General features: G+C 30.8%; 17 protein-coding genes, 1 other RNA gene, 1 pseudogene and 1 riboswitch. Of the genes and pseudogenes, 16 read left to right on the forward strand and 3 right to left on the reverse strand.

Features of this window, described 5'->3' with window-relative positions; all coding sequences use genetic code 11:
* The first annotated feature begins 15 nt into the window (after positions 1 to 15).
* The 4 genes from BV55_RS0109215 (at position 16) to ssrA (ending at position 2,937) form a co-directional block, all read left to right on the forward strand.
* Entirely contained in the window at positions 16 to 804 is a 789-nt protein-coding gene (locus BV55_RS0109215) for an SDR family NAD(P)-dependent oxidoreductase (RefSeq protein ID WP_242850868.1), read from the forward strand.
* 50 nt (positions 805 to 854) lie between these two features.
* Complete coding sequence (gene smpB, locus BV55_RS0109220) at positions 855 to 1,322, forward strand: SsrA-binding protein SmpB (protein ID WP_029452547.1); 468 nt, start codon at positions 855 to 857, stop codon at positions 1,320 to 1,322.
* A 301-nt stretch (positions 1,323 to 1,623) separates the two neighbouring features.
* On the forward strand, positions 1,624 to 2,139 hold the full coding sequence (locus BV55_RS0109235; protein WP_051652470.1) for a VanZ family protein: 516 nt from the start codon (positions 1,624 to 1,626) through the stop codon (positions 2,137 to 2,139).
* A 465-nt stretch (positions 2,140 to 2,604) separates the two neighbouring features.
* Positions 2,605 to 2,937: a transfer-messenger RNA gene (ssrA, locus tag BV55_RS15360) on the forward strand.
* Between the two features lie 343 nt (positions 2,938 to 3,280).
* On the opposite strand, the gene BV55_RS0109245 is transcribed toward ssrA, so the two are convergent.
* Positions 3,281 to 3,601, reverse strand: a complete 321-nt coding sequence (locus BV55_RS0109245; protein ID WP_029452549.1) for an LAGLIDADG family homing endonuclease — start codon at positions 3,599 to 3,601, stop codon at positions 3,281 to 3,283.
* A 185-nt stretch (positions 3,602 to 3,786) separates the two neighbouring features.
* Positions 3,787 to 5,532 carry an ABC-F family ATP-binding cassette domain-containing protein gene (locus BV55_RS0109255; protein WP_029452550.1) on the reverse strand — a complete coding sequence of 582 codons (1,746 nt, stop codon included), beginning with the start codon at positions 5,530 to 5,532 and terminating at the stop codon, positions 3,787 to 3,789.
* A gap of 659 nt (positions 5,533 to 6,191) precedes the next feature.
* Positions 6,192 to 6,375: riboswitch (cobalamin riboswitch) on the forward strand.
* A 207-nt stretch (positions 6,376 to 6,582) separates the two neighbouring features.
* Between BV55_RS0109255 and BV55_RS0109260 the strand changes: the two genes are divergently transcribed.
* From BV55_RS0109260 to BV55_RS0109300, 9 genes are all read left to right on the forward strand, one after another.
* Positions 6,583 to 7,254, forward strand: coding sequence for an NEAT domain-containing protein (locus BV55_RS0109260; RefSeq protein ID WP_029452551.1), 672 nt, complete (start codon positions 6,583 to 6,585; stop codon positions 7,252 to 7,254).
* 85 nt (positions 7,255 to 7,339) lie between these two features.
* Positions 7,340 to 8,098: a class B sortase gene (gene srtB, locus BV55_RS0109265; protein WP_084170531.1), complete on the forward strand. Its 759-nt coding sequence runs from the start codon at positions 7,340 to 7,342 to the stop codon at positions 8,096 to 8,098.
* An 85-nt stretch (positions 8,099 to 8,183) separates the two neighbouring features.
* Complete coding sequence (locus BV55_RS0109270) at positions 8,184 to 9,236, forward strand: ABC transporter substrate-binding protein (RefSeq protein ID WP_242850869.1); 1,053 nt, start codon at positions 8,184 to 8,186, stop codon at positions 9,234 to 9,236.
* On the forward strand, positions 9,226 to 10,221 hold the full coding sequence (locus BV55_RS0109275; protein ID WP_029452554.1) for a FecCD family ABC transporter permease: 996 nt from the start codon (positions 9,226 to 9,228) through the stop codon (positions 10,219 to 10,221). The genes BV55_RS0109270 and BV55_RS0109275 overlap by 11 nt, the downstream gene beginning before the upstream one ends.
* An 8-nt stretch (positions 10,222 to 10,229) precedes the next feature.
* On the forward strand, positions 10,230 to 11,027 hold the full coding sequence (locus BV55_RS0109280; RefSeq protein WP_029452555.1) for an ABC transporter ATP-binding protein: 798 nt from the start codon (positions 10,230 to 10,232) through the stop codon (positions 11,025 to 11,027).
* 5 nt (positions 11,028 to 11,032) lie between these two features.
* The gene (locus tag BV55_RS0109285) at positions 11,033 to 14,752 is read left to right on the forward strand and encodes a cobaltochelatase subunit CobN (RefSeq protein WP_029452556.1); all 3,720 of its coding nucleotides are present in this window, start codon (positions 11,033 to 11,035) and stop codon (positions 14,750 to 14,752) included.
* A gap of 11 nt (positions 14,753 to 14,763) precedes the next feature.
* Positions 14,764 to 15,798, forward strand: a complete 1,035-nt coding sequence (locus BV55_RS0109290) for a magnesium chelatase ATPase subunit I (RefSeq protein WP_029452557.1) — start codon at positions 14,764 to 14,766, stop codon at positions 15,796 to 15,798.
* Positions 15,799 to 15,820: 22 nt separating this feature from the next.
* Positions 15,821 to 17,731, forward strand: a complete 1,911-nt coding sequence (locus tag BV55_RS0109295) for a magnesium chelatase subunit D family protein (RefSeq protein ID WP_029452558.1) — start codon at positions 15,821 to 15,823, stop codon at positions 17,729 to 17,731.
* 17 nt (positions 17,732 to 17,748) lie between these two features.
* A complete protein-coding gene (locus BV55_RS0109300; RefSeq protein WP_029452559.1) occupies positions 17,749 to 18,282 on the forward strand; it encodes a hypothetical protein in 534 nt (177 codons plus the stop codon).
* 108 nt (positions 18,283 to 18,390) lie between these two features.
* Here the strand turns inward: BV55_RS0109300 and BV55_RS15995 are convergent.
* A pseudogene (locus BV55_RS15995) lies at positions 18,391 to 18,495 on the reverse strand (LAGLIDADG family homing endonuclease); the annotation flags it as partial.
* Between the two features lie 239 nt (positions 18,496 to 18,734).
* Between BV55_RS15995 and BV55_RS0109310 the strand changes: the two are divergent.
* The 3 genes from BV55_RS0109310 (at position 18,735) to BV55_RS15700 (ending at position 20,329) form a co-directional block, all read left to right on the forward strand.
* Positions 18,735 to 19,055 (forward strand): PadR family transcriptional regulator, encoded by a 321-nt coding sequence (locus tag BV55_RS0109310; RefSeq protein WP_029452561.1) that lies wholly within the window; start codon positions 18,735 to 18,737, stop codon positions 19,053 to 19,055.
* A 19-nt stretch (positions 19,056 to 19,074) separates the two neighbouring features.
* A complete protein-coding gene (locus BV55_RS0109315) occupies positions 19,075 to 19,797 on the forward strand; it encodes a DUF2812 domain-containing protein (protein WP_029452562.1) in 723 nt (240 codons plus the stop codon).
* A gap of 73 nt (positions 19,798 to 19,870) precedes the next feature.
* Complete coding sequence (locus BV55_RS15700) at positions 19,871 to 20,329, forward strand: glycine zipper domain-containing protein (protein WP_029452563.1); 459 nt, start codon at positions 19,871 to 19,873, stop codon at positions 20,327 to 20,329.
* The last annotated feature ends 27 nt before the right edge of the window (positions 20,330 to 20,356 follow it).

The raw sequence follows: 20,356 nt of genomic DNA on the forward strand, positions 1-20,356 counted from the left end.
TGGATAGGTGTAAAAGTGGATAAATATAAAATAGATAAATATACTTTTATAACAGGAGCTACAGGTGGTATAGGCTATGAATTAGCCTTAGTATTTGCTAAAAATAATCATAATTTGTGCCTTGTAGCAAGGGATATTAAAAAGCTAAGAGAGATTAAATTACATTTTGAAAACACATATAAAATAAAAGTAATTATATATGGAGTAGATCTTACATTAGAAAAAAGTATCATAGAAATCTATCAGGATATTAAAGATAATAATATAGTTATAGAAAATATAATTAATAATGCTGGGTATGGAAGCTTTGGAAGGTTTCATGAGGTAGATAAAGATAAGGATCTTACTATGATAGAATTAAATATAAAGTCTTTGACTCATATATTAAAGCTATTTATACCAGAGTTAATTAAAAATGGTGGTGGAGGCATTATAAATGTAGCCTCTACCGCTGCATTCCAATCAGGACCTATGATGTCGGTGTATTATGCAACAAAGGCCTATGTACTGTCTTTATCAGGAGCTTTAAGACTAGAGCTTAGCCCTTATAATATAAATGTATCAACTCTATGCCCAGGCCCCACAGACACTAATTTTCAAAGCAGGGCTAAGGTTAAAAAGTCAAAGGTTGCAAAAAATTCTATGATGACAGCAGAAAAGGTAGCTATAAGTGCCTATAAAGGTTTTAAAAAAGGTAAAGAAATCATAATACCAGGATTTCAAAACAAGGTTTTGGTTTATGGATCTAATTTATTGCCTAGGAAATTAATTCATAAGATAATATTGAAAGTTAATAAAGGATAAGTATATAATTAAGATTAAGTTATAACGGATAATTAAGGTGGGTGAGGTAAATGGCTAAAAGTAAATCAGAAAAGGTATTAGCTGAAAATAGAAAAGCAAGACATGACTATTTTATAGAACAAGGCTTTGAAGCAGGCTTAGAGCTTGTAGGAACAGAAGTTAAATCTATAAGAAACGGAAGATCAAATCTAAAAGATAGCTACGCAGAGGTTAGAAATGGTGAGATATTTGTAAGAAATCTTCACGTAAGTCCTTACGAAGAAGGCAATATATTTAATGTGGACCCTCTAAGAGATAGAAAGTTACTACTTCATAAAAGTGAAATATATAAATTAGATGCTCTAGCATCTCAAGATGGATATACACTAGTCCCCCTATCCTTATATTTAAAAAATGGAAGAGTTAAAATGCATCTAGGAGTAGGTAAGGGTAAAAAGAACTATGATAAGAGAGACTCAATGCTTGAAAGAGATCATAAAAGAGATATAGATAGAGAAATGAAAGAAAAGTATAAATAAGAGAAGTTTAGAAGGTGCTAAAGGTATATTTTAGCACCTATTTAATTAAGAATGAAGTTTTAGATAATGAGGAGAAAGAAAAATATATATGTGTGTCAATGAATTATGTACAAGCTATAAATAAAAAACGGGAGATAAAATTATGAGAAAAATAATGACAATAGTAATTCTAAGTTTGGCTTTGTTATTAGGATGTTCAGTAACGGCATCTGCTTATTTTATGTGATTAAGTGTATAAATCCTAGACTGTATAATTAAATTTAGATAGAAATGTTGAAATATTTTAACAGAGGTGGATGTGTTGAATAAAAGACTTAATTTTAAAGGTTTCAAATTATTAATGTGGTTAATATTTTTGATATATTTAGCAATTTTAGTTGAAGTAGTTATCTTAAAAAACGGTACTGCTATTACTATTGCAAGATCAAGAGCTGCATTAGGGTTAGAAATGCCATTGAGTAAGAGAATAGCTTATTCAAATTTTATTCCATTTAAAACAATTTTATTATACACAAGTGGTCAAGGGTATAATATTATACAAAATATATTTGGAAATATTTTGGTGTTTATTCCTTTGGGATTTTTATTACCTATATTGTTTAATAATTGTAAAAGATTAAACAATACTATTTTTATTTCAATTTTAGTAAGTGCATCTATTGAAACAATTCAATTACTATTTAATTTAGGAAGTTGTGATATAGATGATTTAATATTAAATACATTAGGTTCTATTATAGGATTTGTCATATATAATAATATTAATTTTAGTATAGCCAATAAGCTTAAATTAGAAATTAAAACTAAGAATAAATAATTATCAGCATGTGAGTTTGAAGATGTTTATAATATAATGAAAGAGCAGCTTACGCTTACTTTTATCTAAAGAAGATTCTATTTGGAAGGTATTTGAGATTTATGGCTATATGTGATGTGTGCTATTAATAAAGAATGAAAATTATTATATGAGATAGTTATGTTTTAAAATAGAGGTAATGTAAAATTTAATAATTAGGTAGCGTGGGATTTTAATGTATTACTAATCTTACTGTCTTTTTGTGAAAAAATAGCAAATGATTATAAAAGTAACATTATATATACACATAACCTATTGATAAATAACATTAACTGATGTATCATTGTATACATCGGATATATAGAATAACCATTGACTATAGTATATAGCTTTGATATAATGTAATTCTATATTGATGTAAAATTAAAATTGAATAGTTTACTTAAAGCACTCTTAACCGAGTATCATGTTATGACATGGGGGCGTAATGGCTTCGACGGGGGTGGGAGCAGCTTTAGAAGCGAGTGGAGGGACCTTCTGGGCCCGCCTTAAAAAACTAGAAGAAAATGTAAACGCAGAAGATAATTTTGCATTAGCAGCTTAATATAGCTGTTCGTTCTACCTGGGAGTCCTACGGCCTAGGATAGGGCGCCGATTAGTAGGGACCCGAGCCTAAGAAAGCTTTGACTTAGGAACGGAAATTATGAAGCTACTGAAGTAAAGAGCCTGTCTATTGGCGCTTTGCAGAGGGAATTTTAAATAATAGACTGCACTCGGAGATGCTAAAGCCTATCTACTTTCGGACAGGGGTTCGATTCATAAATAGGGTCGCCTTTTAGAGTGATCTAGAAGTGAAAACTTGGCTTTATCGGTGAACCCGTAACACTTTAAGGTGACGGCAATGCCGAGAGGTATGTGAAGAAATTCAACAGCCTCGTATCGACTTATAGGCTTCTAAACTAATTCTTAAGAGTTAGCATGAGGTACTAGGATGGAAGCTTAGCATAACTAAATTATGGCTTTCATAATACGCCAGGAGACTTAATAGTATTAAGTTTAACACATAGTCAGTGCCAGTTCAGAAATGCTGGAAGAGCATGTCCCCTCGCCTCCACCAATAAATCCACGATAGAAATATCGTGGATTTTTACTTATTCCAATTTTAGACCCATGAATTCCTTGTAAAAGTTTTCTTTTTACTTTTAATAACTAAATATGGTTCAATCTCAACTAGAAGATTGATAGCATCATTATACTTTATTGTATAGGTGAATGAATCTGCATGCTTTTCTATATTATAATTTTTCTTTGCCTTTATTGTTCCAATCTTAGTTACGTCTTTTATCCATTGTAATAATTCTATAGTAGTTGAACTTATGCTTATGCATGGAGAGGGGAATTGATTATGATGAAACTTTAAAAGCATAATACTACCTTCACCATCTATAATTCCAGCTATATAAGCTTTTTCTTCAGAAGTCATATTATCACCTCTATTAGTTTGATTTTAGTATTTGTAAAGGTATATAAACTTATACATAAGAGGAAAACAGTGTGGAAAAAAATAATTAAATTTTTAGTAAATCTAATTTCTAATTTATTGGATAATGCATTTAAATATTGCCACCGAGGTGTTAGAGGGGCAGGTGGTGAGCCCCTTGCTAATCACTAAATTTGAAGTAACTTAATCAGACCTTCTAACTCTTCAGACAATTCTTTTGCAAGGATAAAATCATTATATTTTAAAGCTAATTGTATTTTTGTTTCAACTATTTTTTTGTTTTGTTCAATTTCTAAATAGTCCCTGCCAAAATGATTAGCATAAATCATCCTTTTAAATTTTTTCATCTTTACTTTTCTAATTGTCTTATCTTCAATGATTAAAACATAATCCATACAGTTTACTATAGTATAGAAATCATGTGAAATCATTATAATAGCACCTTTATAATTTTGTATAGCTTTTTCAAGTGCTATTTGTGAATATGTATCTAAATGGCATGTTGGTTCATCAAGAAGCAACATGTTTGATTTACTTTCAGAAATTTTAGCTAATTGAAGTAGATTTTTTTCTCCACCAGATAATGTGCCTATTTTTTGATTAATTCTTTTTTCTTCAAAACCATAGTATGAAATATGCGATAAAATATCTTCACGAGTTTCGAAACCAACATCGAAAAACTCTTCAAGTATGGTATTAGAATTATTTAGCGTTTTGCTTTGTAGTTGAGATAAATATGCTATTTCAACATTTCCATTTAGCTCAATAGAATCATTATTGTTTTTTAAGATTTCTCCTAGTAAAGTAGTTTTCCCTGTACCATTTAATCCTACAATGGCTACTTTATCAGTAGATTTAATCTCAAAGTTAACATTTTCTAGAAGCATGTCATCAAAGGCAACACTGTAATCAGTAACTTTTAAAACCGTGGCTTCATCCATTACATTATAGGCAGCTAAACTTATATAAGGTTCTTTAATTTCTACAAAGGGGGCTTTTATTCTACGTTTTTCTAATCTTTCTTGAACTTTAACTCTAGCATTTAGAGCTCTTCCTTTTGCAGGTTCAGCATGATCAGTTGCGAGAAATCTTAGTTTATCTATTAGTTTTTCGTTTCTATCAATTTCTTCATTATCAACAGCGGCTAGTTCTTGTAACTCAATTTTAGTTTGAAGTAATGAGAAGTTATAATCAATATAGCTTCCATCAAACTCTTGTATTTCCATGTTTTCAAGGTGGATAATTTTGTTGAAACAATGATTAAGTAGATATCTGTTGTGAGTAATAATTAACATTGTTCCTTTATGTGAATTAATTAGATTTTTAAGAGAATTAAGGTTTTCAAAGTCTAAAAACACATCTGGTTCATCCATAATCATTAAGTCAGGACTATTTAGCATTGCCTTAATTACTTGAATAAGCTTAATTTCACCACCACTAAGGGAAGATATCATTATATCTTTATACTTCATTAAGTTTGTAAGATTTAGTTTCTTATTAATAACTTTTTCAAAATCATCACCATTAATTGCGTCAAATGCGTCTAAAGTTTGTTGATACTTTTCTAGTAAAGTATCAACATTGGTGGATGTTTCCATCTCACTGCAAATAGATGTCATTTCATTTTGTAGTTTAATAAATTCTTCTCCGATATATTCGAAAACTGTAATTTCTTTTGTTTCGCCCTGTTCTGAGAATTGACTTACATACCCAATTCTACAATTAGGGGATTTCTCTAAGGAACCATCAAACATATATTTTTCTGGATCAATAAGGATATCTATTAGTGTACTTTTTCCACTGCCATTTGTTCCTATGAAAGCACAATGCTGTCCATCTTCTAATGTAAATGAAATATTATTATATAGATCCTTTTTCGGAAATGAGTAGGATAAGTTATCAACTTTTATCATATTAGTACCTCTCTTTATCATTAAAAAAGAGCCTACAAAAATAAGCTCTTTAATATATTATTATATCAATTGAAATTTCATACTTTATTTTTATATAGTAAAGACATTTTACTAAGTTTAACATTGATAGCATAACACTTTTTGCTACTGAGTTCAATCACTTCATATAAGCAACAAAAACTGTCGCGGTTAACAAGTGAGTTCATCAAAGCATGTCCCCACAAGGAATCCAGGGTAGAATAAAATGGAAAACTGCGCTTAAGCAGAAATATTAGCAATCCCAAATAGCAAGAGGGTAACTTCGTCCCAATCTAACACCTCGAGGTCCAGAAAATTACCAGGTAAAAGCATTTCATTAAAATAAAGTTTAATGGAGTGCTTTTTTAGTTGATTTCCATAATAAAACCACAAAAAATATATTAATCGCACTTAAATAACAAATGAAATTAGTAAGATCGCTAGGTGCACAATTTAGCAATATTCAAACCTTTTAGCGTTAATCAAGCATTGATAAATTGTATTAAAATTAGAGTTTTAGACAACAAATCCACGATAGAAATATCGTGGATTTTTGTTATTCCAATTTTAGAGTAAGAATACAAATGAAATAAAAAGTGCTTGTATTAGAATATTATACATGATATAGTTAATTTGTAAAAATAAAATATTATGGAATAGGTTCAATAAATATAAGTATTTATTGATTAAAAGGGAAGAAGGGTTAAATCCTTCGCGGTCCCGCCACTGTGAATAGAGGAGTTTTGCAAGAATAAATTATGATTTTATACTTTGCATATACGATGATACTTAAGCCAGAAAATCTGCCTATTTTTATACACCGATAAGCTCTACGAATGATAGATGGTGTTTGAAAACGTATTCATTGCGTGGTTTAAACGATAAAATCCTTCTGGCTTAATGCAGAAGGATTTTTGTTTTGGAAAAGTTCAAAGATAAAGGAATTTATGTATATGTTTTAAGATTTCAGTCATAGTAGGTTTGGTGTGAAATTTTTATTTTTTAAAATAAAAATAGATTGGGGAGTATATTATGAAAACACATTCAAAAAGATTAGCATTAAGTATTTTAACATCCATTATGACTCTTATGTTGGTTACAGGGGTAAAAGCTTTTGCGGCAGAGACTCTTAGTGATGGGGAGTATACAATTAATGTACAAGCTTTAAATTCTAGCACAGGAGAATTATCTTCACAGGCTAGTAATGCAATAATAAATCCTGTCAAATTAGAGGTTAATAATAGTAAAATGTATGTGATTTTAGAGATGAAAGATACGATGAGCGACTTAACTGTTAAAAATTCAGCAGGAACATTTGATAGTGCTAGTAAAATCTCACAAAACGGTGATACCAAGACTGTAACTTACAAATTTCTTGTTGATAGTATAGATGAGCCAGTACAAGTAGAAAGTAATGTTGCAGCAATGGGAAGAAAAACTAATTTTAAAATAAGCTTTGATAAAAACACTATAAAAGCTATTACAACTCAAGCAAAGTCCAGTGAAGCAAAAGGAGCAAATGTAAATGGAAGTAATAATAAAAATGATACTATAACAACAAAAAACAATGGCAATGTTTCAAATCCTAAAACTGGAGATAATAGTTTTTTAAATTTATCAATAGTTATATTTATAGCTTCAATTATGTCAATATCTATGTATGGATCATGCAAAATTAAAAATAGAAAAGTTATGGGTAAATAATAAGTTGAAAAAAGGGAGGTTTTAATAGCCTCTCTTTTATAAAAATACAAAGTAAAAATGTAATGTACCTAATTGGTGAGGAAGAATGAGTATGAAAAAAAGGCTGGTTATAATTTGGACTATAGTTTTTATATATGCCACATATATATTAATTAATTGTAAGTTAGAGAGTAATAAAAACACTATAAAATTTGATAAAGTAAAGGTCATAGGTACAGAAAATCTAAATAATAAAGATGCAGTTGTATGTGAAAGAACATTAAATGATTTACAAACCAAAGAGGAAGATGTCATTTCTGAAAAATATAGCCCTCTTTTAGAATTGAATGAAGAAACTATAGGATGGATTAAAATACATAATACAACAATAGATTATCCTGTATTTAAAGGGAAAGACAATGAATTTTATTTAGATCATGATCCATACCAGGAAAAAAGTAAATATGGAAGTATATTTATGGATTTTAGGAATAAAGGTGCAAGTGATGATATTAATATAATACTTTATGGGCACAACATGAATGATGGTTCAATGTTTGCAGATCTTGTAAAATATAAAGATAGTAAGTTCTTGTATGATAATGAAATTATTGAATTTAATAATCTTTATAAAGATATAAAGTGGCAAATTTTTTCAGTATATATTACGGATACGAATTTTAATTATATTAGAACCCATTTTAATAGCGAAGAAGACTATGAGGAGTTTTTAAATAGTATTAATGATAAATCTATGTTTAAGATGGGTGTTACCGTGTCTTCAAAGGATAATATTTTAACTCTTTCTACCTGTACCTATGAAGTTAGCGATGGTAGGCTAGTAATTCATGCTAAAAGGATTTAGGTTATAGCTATAATGATAACACTATATTATATGATTAATTATAAATATAGTGTTATTCATAACGGTTTAAGAAAGGATGAATTATATGAAAAAAATATCAAAAATGATAATAGTATCACTAATGGTTTTAAGCCTTACGGCTTGTAATAAAGATTCAGAATTAACTACAACGAATACATTAAATAACTTAAAGACTGATGATACTATACAAAAATCATTTTCAATAGAAGTTATAGGTAATGAGTATCCTTTAACCATAAAGGATTATTTGAAAAATGAAACTATACTAAATGAAAAACCAAAGAAAGTAGCAGTACTTTCTGGGACACCTCTTAATATTTGGTATGACTTAGGGGGAAAGTCCATATGCACTTCAGATATTTCTGAAAATCTTAAGATTATACCTGAATATAAAAATGAAATATTAGATCTTCCGAAGATAGGTGCGGTATATTCCATAAATATGGAGTCGGTTGTATCATTGAAACCAGACCTGATTATAGCGCAAGCAGGTACCCAAGGATCAGAGGCAAAAAAGCTTAGAGAAATGGGGTTTAATGTAATTATAACTTATATAAAAGGATTTGACGATGTGGTTTTAACTTATGAAGCGTTTGGAAAAATATTAAACCAACAGCAAAAGTCTGGAGAGTGTATAAAAAAACTTGAGTCTTCTAAGGATACTATAGTTTCAAAACTTCCTTCAGAAGAAAAGTCTGTTGCCATATTATATGTTACGGCTAAATCAGTTTCAGTAAAGCTTGATAATAGCATAGCGGGAGATATAGCTAAAACGCTTAAACTTAAAAATATAGCTTCCAATTTACCTCCAGACACTTTAGGTTCTGAAACTACACCCTTAGATGTTGAGTATATTGTAGGTAGCAATCCAGATTATATTTTAGTTTCAAGTATGGTTTCAAATGATGAACAAGCAAAGAAAGTTATGGAGGAACAATTTGAAATAAATCCTGTTTGGAAGGGAGTAAAAGCAATTACAGAAGGACGTGTGATTTACTTGCCTCAAGAATATTTTCTGTATAATTCAGGTCCTTATTATGGAGAGGCAATAGAGTATATGGCAAGAAGCATATATCCAAGCATATATGGTAAGGTGGAAGAATTTTATGAAAAATAGAATTGCTATAAAAGATAGAAAAAGGTTTAAGATTACAGTGATTATTGTACTTATGGCTATGGTAGTAATAGGATTTATATTAGGAAATGTGATGGGAACCATTCCGATATCAACAAAACGGTTACTTGAAGTAATTATGAATGACGATGGAAGTGCCCAAAGGATGGTAATTTGGAATATTAGACTTCCAAGAGTTATTCTTGGAGCTCTAGTTGGAATAAATCTTGCTTTATCAGGTGCTATTTTACAAGGGGTTATGAATAATCCTCTTGCAGACCCTGGTATTATAGGTATAAGCAGTGGGGCAGGACTTTTTGCAATAATAATACTTGTAATATTTCCTGAGTATCAAGACTTTGCACCGCCTGCAGCCTTTTGTGGCGCCATGATAGCTGCTAGCATTATATATATGATGGCTTGGAAAGGTGGAATACAACCTATTAGAATAGTATTAGCAGGAGTTGCAGTATCTGCAATATTTGGAGCAGGAATTTCAGCAGTGTTGGTGTTTTATAGCGATCGTGTTCATGGGGCCCTGACTTTTATGAATGGAAGTTTGTCAGCTAGAAGCTGGCCGGAGGTAAAACTTATTCTCCCTTATACAGTTACAGGGTTAATTCTAGTAAATATATTTTCTGAAAAATTAAACATTCTTATTATTGGAGATGATGCAGCAAGAGGGCTTGGATTAAATGTTGAAGTGACAAGATTAGCATTTACAGCATTAGCAGCAATTCTTGCAGCAAGTGCTGTATGTGTTGTAGGGCTTTTGGGATTTGTGGGGCTTATTGTACCCCATAGTATAAGGATGATTATGGGCAATGATTATAAATATATGTTTCCTGCTTCAGCACTTTTGGGGGCAGCCTTAGTTATGTTCAGCGATACCTTTGCTAGAACTATATTAAGTCCTGTAGAAATTCCAGTAGGGATTGTAATGGCTGCATTAGGTGCACCCTTTTTCCTATATTTACTAAGAAGGTAGGTAGGCGTATGAGTAAGAATATAATACTAAAGATTGAAAACATAACTATAAGTTACAATGAACATAAAGTAATTGATAATATAAATCTTTCTATAGAAAAAGGAAAGATCTATTCAATAATTGGCCCTAATGGATGTGGCAAAACAACATTGTTGCGCACAATGAGCAGAAATACAAAGCCTAAGTCTGGAAATGTATTTTTAGAAGACAAGGATATGTTTAAAATGAAAACAAAAGATGTTGCAAAAAAGATGGCTGTTTTATGTCAAAGAAATGATGGCTTTACAGAAGGTACAGTAAGGGAATTGGTTCAATACGGAAGGTTTTCACATAAAAGATGGTGGAAAGGCAAAGAAGATAAAGATGATAAGATAGTGGACTGGGCCATCAATAAAACAGGGCTACAAGATTTACAATATAGAAATCTCAATACTCTTTCTGGGGGAGAAAGACAAAGAGCATGGATTGCTATGGCAATAGCTCAAAAGCCAGAAGTCCTTTTACTTGATGAACCTACAACGTATCTTGATATATCACATCAATTAGAAATAATGGAGTTAATATCAAAGCTAAATAAAGAAGAAGGAATAACCATTATAATGGTTATTCATGATATAAATCATGCAATAAGGTACTCGGATGAAATTATAGTAATACAAGATAAAAAGATATTTATAAAAGGTGGACCTTTAACTATATTAGAAAGTGGTGTATTGGAAAAAGTATTTAAAGTTGAGGCTGAATTAATTCAAGATAAAGAAGGAAACAAACCTATATTTTATGCAAAGAGAGCACTTAGGAGATGAAATTAATGAAAATTACATTTGTAACAGTATCAACTACAGCTATAAAACACTTAATTGATTCCGGACGGTATATTAAAGAAAGATATGGAAACATTCTAAACTTAAAGTTATACTACGCAGTAAAGGAAATGGATTGTAAAAAGATTGAAAATATGAATGAAGCTATAGAAAATAGTGATTTAGTATTTATTGATCTTATGGGGGCTAATGCTAATGTTATAAAATCTGTTTATAAGGCACTTGATAATTGCAAGGGTAATATAATACCTTATGGAAATTCTGTAAGAGAATATTTAAAATTAGGTAATTTCACTGCTGAAACTATGAAGCCTAAAGAAGAAATTAAGGATATGGGCATGTCTGAAATGAAAACTATCCAATTTAAGGCAGAAGGTACGGGAATACCAAACTCGAAAAAGGTTAAAGATATGAAAAATTATTCTGCTGTAATGAAATATTTCAATATAGCTAATAAAGAAAACATTACAAATATGTTATTGCTTTTGCTTAGAGAATATGGGAATATTGCAAATTTACCAAAGCCTATGGACCCCAAGGAATTTCGAGGTGTAAGTATTTGTAATCCCGAATGTAGGGAATTTTATGACACCTTTAATGATTATGAAATGCATTTTCCTTTTAATGAAGGTAAGCCCAATATAGTATTTTTATTTTATGGACAGACATATCCAACAGATACATTTAAATGCGTCGCAACTATTAAGAATAAAGTTGAGGAATTTGCAAATGTGATTCCTATAGCTGTATCGGGCCCCTTTTCTGAAAATAAGGACAAATTCGAAGAGATTATTTTGAAACAAAAAAAATATAGCATTGATCTAATAGTGAATTTTATGTCCTTTAGGATTGGAGCAGGTCCTATGGGAGGCGATGCTGATGCAGGAGTTAAATTTTTGAAAAATGCTAATGTACCATACTTCCATCCATTTTTTATGACAAAGAAGACTTCTAAGGAGTGGAAAGAATCTATCCAAGGATGTAGTTCGTCAGAGACTATGATATCTGTTATGTTGCCAGAATTAGATGGATGTATAGAAACCAATCCTATAGGAGCGATGTGTGAACCTAAATATGATGAGGAATTTGATGTTCTTATAGAAGAGTTAGAAGTTATAGAAGAAAGAGCAGATAGGCTAGCTTCAAGAATAAAAAGACAGATTAATCTTAAAAATAAGAAAAATCAAGAAAAAAAGGTGGCCATTATATGCTACAATTATCCACCAGGAGAAAGTAATTTATTTGGAGGAGCATTTTTAGATACCTTTTCATCAGTTGAAAATATATTGAAAAGCTTAAAATGTGTGGGATATAAGGTAGATGATCTTAAAAAGGAAGATTTAATGAATATATTTACTGCGGGAAGAGCTGTAAACTCAGGAAGATATAATGATGAGTGGAAGGATATTATAAAATATAGTGATAAAGATTACATAGAAGAATTAAAAAACACTTTTGATTACAATGAAATGATAGAGCAGTGGGGAGAGTCTCCAGGGGAAATCATGGCTAATGAAAACCATGAATTTCTTATACCGGGTGCAATCTTAAAGAATGTATTTATAGGACTTCAACCTTCTAGAGGAATTCATGAGGATTCAGAGAAAACTTATCATGATAAAACATTGTTGCCTCATCATCAATATCAAGGATTTTATAGATGGGTTAGGGAGGAGTTTAAGGCTGATGCTATAATCCATGTAGGTACCCATGGGACCTTAGAATTTTTAAAGGGAAAAGAGTGTGGTATTAGTGGAGAATGCTATGCAGACAAACTTCTAGGTGATATCCCTCATATGTACCTATATTATTGTGGTAATCCTTCAGAGGCTGTTATGGCTAAAAGAAGATCTAATGCCAATATTATAAGTTATCAGCCACCGGTTTTTGTTCCAGGAGAACTATATGGAGACTACTCAAAACTTATGTCTTTAGTGGATAATTATCATCAGTCATTACTTATATCACCTGAAAGTAGCAAGAATATATTATCTGATGTCTTTTCTATGGCAGAACAATTAAATATGCCAAGTGAACTTGAAAAGATAGAAAGTGAGTTATATAGGATGAACAGTAGTCTTATATCAAAAGGATTACATGCATTTGGAGATGTATTTAGCGAAGAAGAGTCAAAAGATTATGTAAGAAGTTTATTGAATTATAGCAGAAATGGAATCTTATCTATTAGAGTTCTTGTAGCTAAAACAAATGGTTACGATGTAGAAAAACTTTTGGAAGAACATAATTTTCAAATTTTAAGAGAATTAGATAGATTAGCAGATGAAGTTTTTATTTATTATATGGATAATAATGATATTGATTTTTTTGACTGGATTGATAAGGATATAAAAAAGGAATTTATATCAACTTTGGAATATGGGAAAAAGGTTTATAAAGAAGTACAAGAAAATTTTGAAATAGAGGGATTATTAAAAACGTTATCGGCGCAATATAATCAAAGCAAATTGGCAGGCGATATATATAGACATCCTGAGATAATGCCTACAGGCTATAATTTACATCAATTTGACTCAAGACTTATTCCAACATCTACAGCTTATATGAGAGGTTTAAAAGTTAGTGAAAATACAATTAATGCTTATAGAGAGGAAAATGATCAATTTCCTTTATCTATTGCAGTTATTTTATGGGGACTTGAAACTTCAAGAACTCAGGGAGAAACCTTTTCACAAATTTTATCTTACCTGGGAGTAAGAATATCTGACAAAAGTAGCACTTGGGAGACTAAATATGAAATTATACCTATAGAAAAACTTGGAAGACCTAGAATAGATGTAACAATAAATATATGTGGTTTTTTTAGAGATATGTTTCCAAACCTTATTGAAAATCTTAGTGATGTATTTGAGCTGATATATGAACTTGAGGAAAGTGACGAGGAAAACTATTTTAAGGCAAACTCTAAGAAGTTATATAAAAAACTTGTGGAAGAAGGACATGGAGAAAAAGAAGCAAAAGAACTTGCTATATCAAGAATTTTTGGACCTGAGGAGGGTCAATATGGTACGGGCATAACAGATGTAGTAGAAACAAAAAGATGGGAAGAGGAAGAACAATTAGGTGGTGTGTTCATAAATAAACTTCAACATGTTTACAACAGAAATATGAGAGGTAAGAAAGTACAAGGGCTTTATGAAAAAAATCTAATGGCTGTGGAACTTGTATCTCAAATAAGAAGCAATCATGAGTATCAGGTTACAGATTTAGATCATTATTACGAATTCTTTGGAGGTCTTGCAAAATCTGTGGAAATGGTAAAAGGTAAACAAGCAAAACTTTATATAACTGATACTACTGAAGAAAAGATATTTACAGAAACTTTGGAAAAATCAATATCAAGAGGAATAAGAACAAGGGTATTGAATCCTAAATGGATTGACGGAATGTTGAAACATAAATACCATGGGGTTCAAAAAATTTCAGAGAGATTTGAAAATGTTTTAGGATTTGCAGCTACAACAAATAGTGTAGATGAATGGATTTATAATGATATGCATAGCTGCTATGTAGAAGATGAAGCTTTAAGTAAAAGGATGAAGGAAAATAATCCGTATGCCTATATGGATATATTGGAGAGCATGATGGAGTATTATAATAGGGGATATTGGAATGCTACGGAAGAACAACTTGAAAAAATAAAGGAGATATACTTGGAACTTGAAGATGGTATAGAAGAAAGGCTATAGGAGGTAGGAACGTGGATAATAAAATTCAACTTTATCCTTTTTGTGCCATAGTTGGACAAGAGGATATGAAAAAAGCGCTTATACTAAATGTTATAAATCCGCTTTTAGGAGGAGTACTTATAAGAGGGGAAAAGGGAACTGCAAAATCTACTGCTGTTAGAGCCATTACTGATGTTATGTTGCTTAGAAAGGAAGTAGAAAATTGCAAGTTTTCTTGTGATCCAGAAGATGATAGCTTTTGGTGTAGAGATTGTTTAGAAACATTTAAAGGTAGCAATAAAAAGATAGTTGAAAGAAGAATGAGGGTTATAAATCTTCCGGTAAGTGCAACTGAAGATAGAGTTGTCGGAAGTATAGATATTGAACATGCTATGAAGAATGGAGAAAAGGTTTTTGAACCTGGAATTTTAGCAGAGGCTAATAGAAATATACTATACTTAGATGAGGTAAATCTATTAGATGATCATGTGGTAGATATTTTGCTTGATGCAGCTGCTATGGGGGTTAATTCTGTGGAGAGAGAAGGAATTTCATATGTACATCCAGCTAGGTTTGTGCTTGTGGGAACTATGAACCCAGAAGAAGGGGATTTAAGACCACAGCTTATAGATAGGTTCGGGCTTGTAGTTGACGTATGCGGAGAAAAGGATGAGGACTTAAGAGTTGAGCTTATTAAAAGGAGACTTGAATTTGAAGATAATCCTTCTGTATTTGTAGAAAAGTATAAGGATGAGCAGGAGAAACTAGGACGTCAAATCCAGAAAGCTAAAGATATATTAAAAGAAGTAAAATACTCACCAGAGTGTTTAAAATTAGTAGCTAAGATTGCAATTATGCTTAAAGTAGATGGTCATAGAGCGGATATTACCTTTATTAAAACTGCAATTACTCATGCAGCATACAGAGGAAGCTATAATGTTGAGAAGGAAGATTTATTTGTAGCGGCAAAGTTTTCTTTGCCTCATAGAATGAGAAGAAAACCATTTGAAGATGGGACTATGGACTTTGAAAATGTGTATGAAGTGATAGAAAATACAAATTTATAAGTAAAAGTATAGGGTGGTATTAATGAATAATAAAACTTATTTCCCTTTTTCTGCAGTAGTAGGACAAGAAAAACTAAAAAAGGCATTAATTTTAAATCTTATTAATCCTAATATTGGTGGGGTGCTTATAAGTGGAGAAAAGGGAAGCGCAAAATCAACGATTGTAAGATCACTAGCAAATGTTATGGATAATATGTCAGTAATTAATCTTCCTTTAAATGCAACAGAAGATAGAGTTGTTGGTAGCATAGATATAAAAAGGGCTATTAAAGAAGGTGAAAAAAGGTTAGAAGACGGACTTTTAAAAAAGGCTCATAATAACTTCTTATATATAGATGAGGTCAATCTTTTAAGTGATCATATTGTTAATATACTTCTTGAGGTTTCATCTACGGGGATAAATGTAATTGAAAGAGAAGGGATTTCTTATAGCCATCCATCAAAATTTGTGCTTGTTGGATCAATGAATCCAGAGGAAGGAGAATTAAGGACCCAGTTTATTGATAGGTTTGGATTATATGTAGAGGTAAAAGGTGAGGAAGATGTTGAGCTTAGAATAAAAATTATGGATAGGTGTATTAAATATGAAAGAAACCCAAAAGAATTCTGTAATGAATGGATTAAGAGAGAAGAAAACTTTAAAAATTCTATTGAAAAAGCCAGAAATCTTATAAGTAAAGTAATAGTTTCTGAAGAAAATTTTCATTTCGCGGCTATACTTTCAGCAGAAGGAAAATGTTCAGGAAACAGAGCAGAAATAATACTTATACAAACAGCAAAAGCTATAGTAGCGTTAGACGGTAGGAATACTATAGAGTACAAGGATATAGAGGAGGCAGCTTTTTATGCTTTACCTCATAGAATTAGAGAAGATATCTCTTTTGAACAAGATCATCAAGGTAACGAAGAGGGTAATAAATATATAGATGATAAGCAACATAAAGATGAAATCAATAAAGATATATCAGATGAACAATACAGTGAGGATATGGAAGATAGTAGTTTAGAAGGAGAGAGTGACACAAGAACACATCAAAGTAGTTATGGAAATACTGAGATAATGTCAGAGAATGAAGATGAGATTAAGGAAAGAGTAGAAGCGATAAATGAATATGATGGGAATTTATCTATAAAGGTAATATTTGAAGGGCAATCTCAGCTAAAAGGTTCAGGAAAAAGGAGTAAGACAAAAACAGATAGTATAAGTGGTAGATATGTGAAATATAAGTTTCCAAAGGGAAGATTAAAGGACATAGCTTTTGATGCAACTCTTAGAATAGCAGCTTGTAATCAAAAAAATAGAATTAGAAAGGAAGGGGTTATTTGCATAAAACCAGAGGATTTTAGGGAAAAGGTTAGGGAAAATCGTACTGGAGCAACTATTTTATTTGTAGTAGATGCTAGTAGTTCTATGGGAGCTAAAAGAAGAATGGGTATTGTAAAAGGATTAGTACTTTCACTTTTAAATGATGCATATGAAAAAAGAGATAAGGTAGGAGTAATAGCTTTTAGAAATGAAGAAGCAAAGGTTCTGCTTAATATCACTAGAAGTGTAGATTTAGCGGAAAAATGTCTTAAGCATCTGCCAACGGGAGGAAAGACGCCTTTAGCGTTAGGATTGTATAGGGCTTATGAACTTTTAAAGGCGGAAAAGATCAAGAATACTAATTCACTGCAATATATAATCCTTGTATCTGATGGAAAAGCTAACGTTTCTATGAAGAGCCAGAACGCTTTTGAAGATGCATTAGCCATAGGTAAAAAGATTCAAAATGAAGGTATAAAAAGCATGGTTATGGATACGGAGGATTCCTATATTCAGTATGGATTTGCAGAAAAGCTTTCTAAAGTAATGGATAGTCAATACATGAAGATAAACAATAACTCAGAATCAGAAATAAAGTCAAATATAAAAACACTTATAAATATATGATGAATGGAGATATAAAAATGAAAAAGAACATAAAAATTTTTATGGTATTAATTTTAACATTTAGTATATTAACAGGATGTGGCTCTCTTAAAAAAGAGGAGAAAAGCGATGTTAAATCAAGCTCTCAATTACAAGAATTTAAAGAAGAAAATGGACTTCTTTTATATACAGATAAAACTAATAGCCCCTTTGAAAATAGTGGTCTTGCAATTACAATAAAAAAAGGCCAAGATGGATATGTTAAATTTGTAAAGACTGATAAAGAAGGCAATCCTACAGTTGACTATTATGAGTTTAACTATGAAAAGGATCAGGTAGAAAAATATTATTATGTTTCAGCCATGGGGAATGGATTTTATTACTATTATGATTTAACTAGCAATACTTTAACTAAAATAGAAGATAAAGATCATAATGATTCAACGCAAAGTACAAAAGAGTCTCAAAGATGGGATAGTGCTAGCGAAAAGATGGATGAAGAAGTAAAAAGTTTAGAAGAGTATTTTGAAACTCAGTACCATATGACGATAAAGGATTCAGTTTTAAAATAATTAAGCAGTTAAAATATTAATAAAGGAATCTAATGACAATATAGAGGAGCTCAAATGGTATGTTTTGACTCCAGCAAAAAATCCACGATGGAAATATCGTGGATTTTTGCTTATGCATGGAGAGGGGAATTGATTGTGATGAAACTTTAAAAGCATAATACTACCTTCACCATCTATAATTCCAGCTATATAAGCTTTTTCTTCAGAAGTCATATTATCACCTCTATTAGTTTGATTTTAGTATTTGTAAAGGTGTATAAACTTATACATAAGAGGAAAGCAGTGTGCATAAAACATTAATTTAGTTTTAATTTGTATGATTCTTTAGTATAAGTTTTAAATGGTATTAAGTAGACAAATAAATAATTGACAACTATATCACTTAATGATATAGTATGTTTAATGCTATATCATTAAATGATATAGCGTATAAGAAAAGGGAGAAGGTTATTATGGCAAGAAAAGATTCCATTGACATAGGTGAATTAACAGATTCTGCTTTTTATATTTTATCTAGTGTTAGTGAGGAAAAGCATGGTTACTTAATTATGAAAACTATTGAGGAATTTACTGAAAATAAAGTAACAATTGGACCTGCATCACTATACACAACACTTAAAAAGCTCTTAGTAGCAGGGCTCATAGAATTAAAGCCTAGCACAGATGAAAATAAGAAGATATATAAGATTACAAGTCTAGGGCGTGAGATGCTTATAAAAGAGATTGAGCGAAAAAAACAAATGATTAACTTCGCTGAAAAATTTTTAAAGTAGTAGAAAAGGGGTGATATTTGTGAAAAATAAATATGTCATGATCAGCGGATTTGCTTTTAGTGAAGAAAGTGACATGGAAAAACTAAAAAATTATGCAAAGGAAGGTTGGATACTAGAAGACATAGTAGGTGGATTTTTCTACAAATTAAAAAAGGATTTGAATCAAGAGATAGTGTATAGCTTAGACTATCAAAGTGAGCCTAGTGAGGAATATTTTACTTTATTTAAAGAAGCGGGTTGGACACCTGTTGTTTCTATAGGGAATGAAATGCACATTTTTTCAGGCCCTACTGGAATAAAGCCAATTTACAGTGATAAGGAATCGGAAATAGAAAAATATACAAGAATGAAAATACAAACAGGTAGGGGAACATTGTACTCTTTCATCACAGGCATTGTGCTTATGATTATATTATTTGTATCAGTAATTACTATAAGACCTATATTTTTAATTGTTTTGGGATTATTCATGATAAATATAATTGTATTTATATTTAACTTTTTACCATACCTAGCCTATAATCATAGAATAAGACAGATAAATAAATATGGTAAAATAGCAGCTAATAAATTTGAAGGTGCAATAAATGCGTTTGTAAGTCTTGCTTTTTTAAGCTTAGGAATAGTGAATTTAACTGAAAGAAAGTATTATGATGCACTGATGCTTATTATGATAGGTGCTGCTTTTGGTGTTTCAAGTATAAATTATTATATAAAAGCTAAAAGAAAATGCAATAAATAAATGTTATAGAAAAAATGGCTTATAACTATAAGAACATCAGTTATAAAATTATATTAAATGGAAGAGGTATATCATGGATAGTAAAGATTTTAATGAAATTTTAGCAAATATTCAACTCCTTAGGAATGAAGTAGATGAGAAATTGGCAGGGCGGTTAAAATTAGATTTACTAGAGCGAATTTATAAAAGGCTCTACTCTTTTGATTGTAATGAATGTAATAAATATCTTAATGAATTAGATGATCAAGTTAGGGAGTTAAGGAATAAGAGAGGTTTGCTTGATAAACAGGAACTAAAACAACATACTAAGAAAATTGAAGCTATGAAATTACATTTGCAAAAAGAGCATAAATTAGTACCTGAAGGGCATTATACTAGCATTTATATCAGTATAGGAGTTAGTTTGGGACTCATCTTCGGACTAACGTTGTTTCATAATTTAGCATTAGGACTACCTATTGGTATGGCAGTGGGTGTTGGAGTAGGATCAGGACTAGATGCTGATGCAAAGAAAAAAGGTAAGGTAATATAATAAATTTAAACTTACCTTTAAAATGAA

This window comes from Clostridium algidicarnis, from assembly GCF_000703125.1.
Taxonomy (GTDB): Bacteria; Bacillota; Clostridia; order Clostridiales; family Clostridiaceae; genus Clostridium_L; species Clostridium_L algidicarnis.

What these genes read in the sequence shown, in the direction of transcription:
- smpB (WP_029452547.1), top strand. Translation starts at nt 855, where the DNA reads ATGGCTAAAAGTAAATCAGAAAAGGTATTAGCTGAAAATAGAAAAGCA.
- BV55_RS0109275 (WP_029452554.1), top strand. Translation starts at nt 9,226, where the DNA reads ATGAAAAATAGAATTGCTATAAAAGATAGAAAAAGGTTTAAGATTACA.
- BV55_RS0109310 (WP_029452561.1), top strand. Translation starts at nt 18,735, where the DNA reads ATGGCAAGAAAAGATTCCATTGACATAGGTGAATTAACAGATTCTGCT.
- BV55_RS0109300 (WP_029452559.1), top strand. Translation starts at nt 17,749, where the DNA reads ATGAAAAAGAACATAAAAATTTTTATGGTATTAATTTTAACATTTAGT.
- BV55_RS15700 (WP_029452563.1), top strand. Translation starts at nt 19,871, where the DNA reads ATGGATAGTAAAGATTTTAATGAAATTTTAGCAAATATTCAACTCCTT.
- BV55_RS0109285 (WP_029452556.1), top strand. Translation starts at nt 11,033, where the DNA reads ATGAAAATTACATTTGTAACAGTATCAACTACAGCTATAAAACACTTA.
- BV55_RS0109255 (WP_029452550.1), bottom strand. Translation starts at nt 5,532, where the DNA reads ATGATAAAAGTTGATAACTTATCCTACTCATTTCCGAAAAAGGATCTA.
- srtB (WP_084170531.1), top strand. Translation starts at nt 7,340, where the DNA reads ATGAGTATGAAAAAAAGGCTGGTTATAATTTGGACTATAGTTTTTATA.
- BV55_RS0109245 (WP_029452549.1), bottom strand. Translation starts at nt 3,601, where the DNA reads ATGACTTCTGAAGAAAAAGCTTATATAGCTGGAATTATAGATGGTGAA.
- BV55_RS0109280 (WP_029452555.1), top strand. Translation starts at nt 10,230, where the DNA reads ATGAGTAAGAATATAATACTAAAGATTGAAAACATAACTATAAGTTAC.
- BV55_RS0109270 (WP_242850869.1), top strand. Translation starts at nt 8,184, where the DNA reads ATGAAAAAAATATCAAAAATGATAATAGTATCACTAATGGTTTTAAGC.
- BV55_RS0109295 (WP_029452558.1), top strand. Translation starts at nt 15,821, where the DNA reads ATGAATAATAAAACTTATTTCCCTTTTTCTGCAGTAGTAGGACAAGAA.
- BV55_RS0109260 (WP_029452551.1), top strand. Translation starts at nt 6,583, where the DNA reads ATGAAAACACATTCAAAAAGATTAGCATTAAGTATTTTAACATCCATT.